This is a genomic window from Hallella absiana, assembly GCF_025457485.1.
GTDB lineage: Bacteria > Bacteroidota > Bacteroidia > Bacteroidales > Bacteroidaceae > Prevotella > Prevotella absiana.
This window is the reverse complement of record NZ_JAMXSP010000065.1, coordinates 1-2882: the sequence shown is the minus strand read 5'-3', so window position 1 is coordinate 2882 and position 2882 is coordinate 1. Positions and strand designations below refer to the sequence as shown.

Here is a 2882-nt window from a genome sequence, read left to right as displayed (position 1 = left end):
GTAAGCGTATCGGTATTCACGTATTGCCACAAAAAACTGATCAAGAGAGGAGGCTTGCCCAGTTTTGTTAGTCTTTTGTGGAAGGTTGCCAACGGTCTGGCAATAGGTTTCTATAATTCTCCAATGGTGCATTGGGTTGCCATTGGGCAGTCTTGTCAAGGATGTCGGTGAGGTATTCAAAGATGTTGAGATGGTTCATCTTGGCAGACAATGCGAGCGTATAGAGCACAGCTGCCCTTTCGGCTCCCTTATGAGAACCGAAGAAGAGTGAGCTCCTTCTGGACATGGAGAAGTAGCGATTCATCCGTTCGACGAGATTATTGTCAAGTGCGGTGTCGCCTCTCTTGAAGATGTCGACTACCGCCTCCCATTCGTTGTTGAAGTAGCTGGCGGCCTCGGACAGTTCGCTGCCTGGAAGCAGGTTCGGCTTTTTCAGTATTTCATCGAGCTTGTCCTTTATCTCTGCCAGTATGGCGGGGGCGTACTGTTGTCGCCAACTGAAGTTGTCCTCCACCGTCCAACTGTTTTCTCCTATCTTGTGTTTGTGTTCTTCGTGGTAGAGCTTGTTGATGAGTTTGACCATCTCCTTGGCTTCCGGCTCGGCGTCCATGCAATCAATGAACTTCCTCTTGATGTGCTGCAGGCAGGCTATCCTTGTTATATTGGGGAAATCGTCGCCCTGTATCTTTCTGTAGAAGCTTGCCGCATCGCTGTGCATGGTGCCGTGATAGCCGTGGAGCTCATCGTAGATGACATCTCCGGCGCGCGAGCCGTCTCGGTAGACGACATACAGCAGTCCGCTCTTCTGGCCCACAATGACCCAGAAGTAGCCTTTCTTCACTCCCTTCCCCTTGGAGTTCTTCTCCGGGACAAGTATCTTGAAGTAGGTCTCGTCCGAAGCGATGTAGTCGTCGCTGAGCACCGCCTTGCGTATGGCCTTGTAGAAGTTTTCCAACGTCTCCGCCGCCCTGCCCAACAGGAAGCCGGCTGTCGGTTTCTTGAGGTTGAAGCCCTGGTCTTCAAAATAATGGATGATCCGCTCCACTGGCATGGCATACATATAGCGCAATTGAAGAAGTCCGGCGACAAAGGACGAGGTGTAATTGGAGTTCATAAATACAGCCGGTGGGGTCTTTGGCTCAAACACCTTGCCGTCCTGCGTGAAGCGGTGGAGTCTGTAGATTACTTTCTTGAAGTGCCCCGGTACATAGACGTATCTCGTACAGAACTGATAGTCCGGCGTGCCGTCCTCCTTCATCTTCTCCAGTGGATGTGCCTTGAGCTTGTCGAAGGATGGGTCATCCGGATAAACGTCCTTGTATTCCACCTCGCACTCCTCATGGATGTCTCTCTTGGCACCGTTGTTGCCACGGGCCTTCCGGCGGATGCTCCTGGCCTCATCAAGGACTTTCTTTTCCTCGTCTGTAAGCTGCGGCTTCTCCACCTGCTGCTCGCTCTCCTTCTCAAGAAGTTTGCTTACGCCTTTGAGCTTGTTGTTGCTTTTTTGAAGCTCCATCTCCTTCTTTCCGGATTCTTTTTCCAGGGATGTTATGACAGAGGTCTGTTCAGCTACCAGGCCGGTAAGGGCCGTTAAACGGGCCAACAGCTCGTTTACCCTGTCGGTAAGAGCGGTTATCCGCGCATTGGCGTCCTTCAACTGATCCATCAGCGATGCTATGATTTCGTCCTTTGTCATAGTACAAAGGTACTAAATTTATCTGACAATCAAGCATGTTTTGATGATTATTTATAGATTATTTTGCTGTATATCAAATAGTTAGATGTATTCTAAACTTCAATCTTAAATCTCTTGCGGTATCTCGCAGACCGGAGCGAAACGCCCTGCATGATCAGAGAAAACGTCTTCCAGGGCATCCTGTAGCCCCCAGTGGCCTCGTCGAACTTGGGTATCTCGAAGGTGCCTTTCTCAAGGCGCTTCTGATAAAGAACGAATCCATCGGTGTCCCAACGAAGCAGCTTGATGCTCTGATGATTCTTGCCATAAAAGATGAAAACACTGCCAGTAAGGGGTGACATCTTCATCTCTGAGCGCACGAGTTTGTACAGCCCGTTGATGCCCTTGCGCATGTCCACCGGATGTTGGCACATGTAATACACTGTTGATTCTGAAAGTCCGAACATAGGCTGTTATTTTAATGCGTTCAACACTGCCGTGATGATGCCGGCATCGCAATGGGAAACCGACACCAAAGTTCCGCTGGGTAGTTGGATCGTGACGTCCGCACGGTCGACGTCGGAATGTGGGCTGTCAGCCGTAAATGGGACAAACGCTTCGCAATCCTGATGTTCGGTAGCCTTCAGGACAGCATCCCGGATGGACTTGACCGACTGACCGATGTCCTCAATGTAATGATGCATGCCGGAGACGCTGACGCAGTTTAACCGGCAATAAGCCGATAAGTTCAGCTTGGGATTCTTGATGAGAGCCTGCTTGTACCGTTCAAGGAGACTCTTGTACTTGTCTTTGCTTGCCATATTCATAATAATTTGTGCGCGCAAAGGTACAGACTTTTAAGCGAGGCTGAAATACGGTAATGCCGAGACGCTTACAATATACCTTTATAATACCCCCCTATGTAAGTTACCATCCTGTAAGCTTAAATTAAAGGTATAAAAGCGTACGAATGTGTTAATTATCAAGTGATTGCACAAATTTTACCTTCCTGTTGCTTGTTGACATAGAGTGCTCGATTAATAATAATTAACTGACTCATGAGTGAAATCCACCCGTACAGGTCGATAAATTTTTGTACCTTTGTCGAAAATTTAGCGTGAAAGTATGAGTACTCCGAATAATATACAAGAGAAAGATTACAGACCATTCTATACGAAGACGCTGTTTAAGATATTAATTCTTCTCA

3 protein-coding genes are annotated in these 2882 nt (G+C 48.2%); all 3 read right to left on the bottom strand.

Annotated features, from left to right (window positions below):
- Positions 1-67: 67 nt before the first annotated feature.
- The 3 genes from tnpC to NG346_RS14250 all read right to left on the bottom strand — a co-directional run bounded on the left by tnpC (position 68) and on the right by NG346_RS14250 (position 2496).
- Positions 68-1696 (bottom strand): IS66 family transposase, encoded by a 1629-nt coding sequence (gene tnpC / locus NG346_RS14260; protein WP_262288903.1) that lies wholly within the window; start codon positions 1694-1696, stop codon positions 68-70.
- Positions 1697-1788: 92 nt separating this feature from the next.
- On the bottom strand, positions 1789-2142 hold the full coding sequence (gene tnpB, locus NG346_RS14255; RefSeq protein WP_262288902.1) for an IS66 family insertion sequence element accessory protein TnpB: 354 nt from the start codon (positions 2140-2142) through the stop codon (positions 1789-1791).
- 6 nt (positions 2143-2148) lie between these two features.
- On the bottom strand, positions 2149-2496 hold the full coding sequence (locus NG346_RS14250; RefSeq protein ID WP_262281236.1) for a hypothetical protein: 348 nt from the start codon (positions 2494-2496) through the stop codon (positions 2149-2151).
- Between the last annotated feature and the right edge of the window lie 386 nt (positions 2497-2882).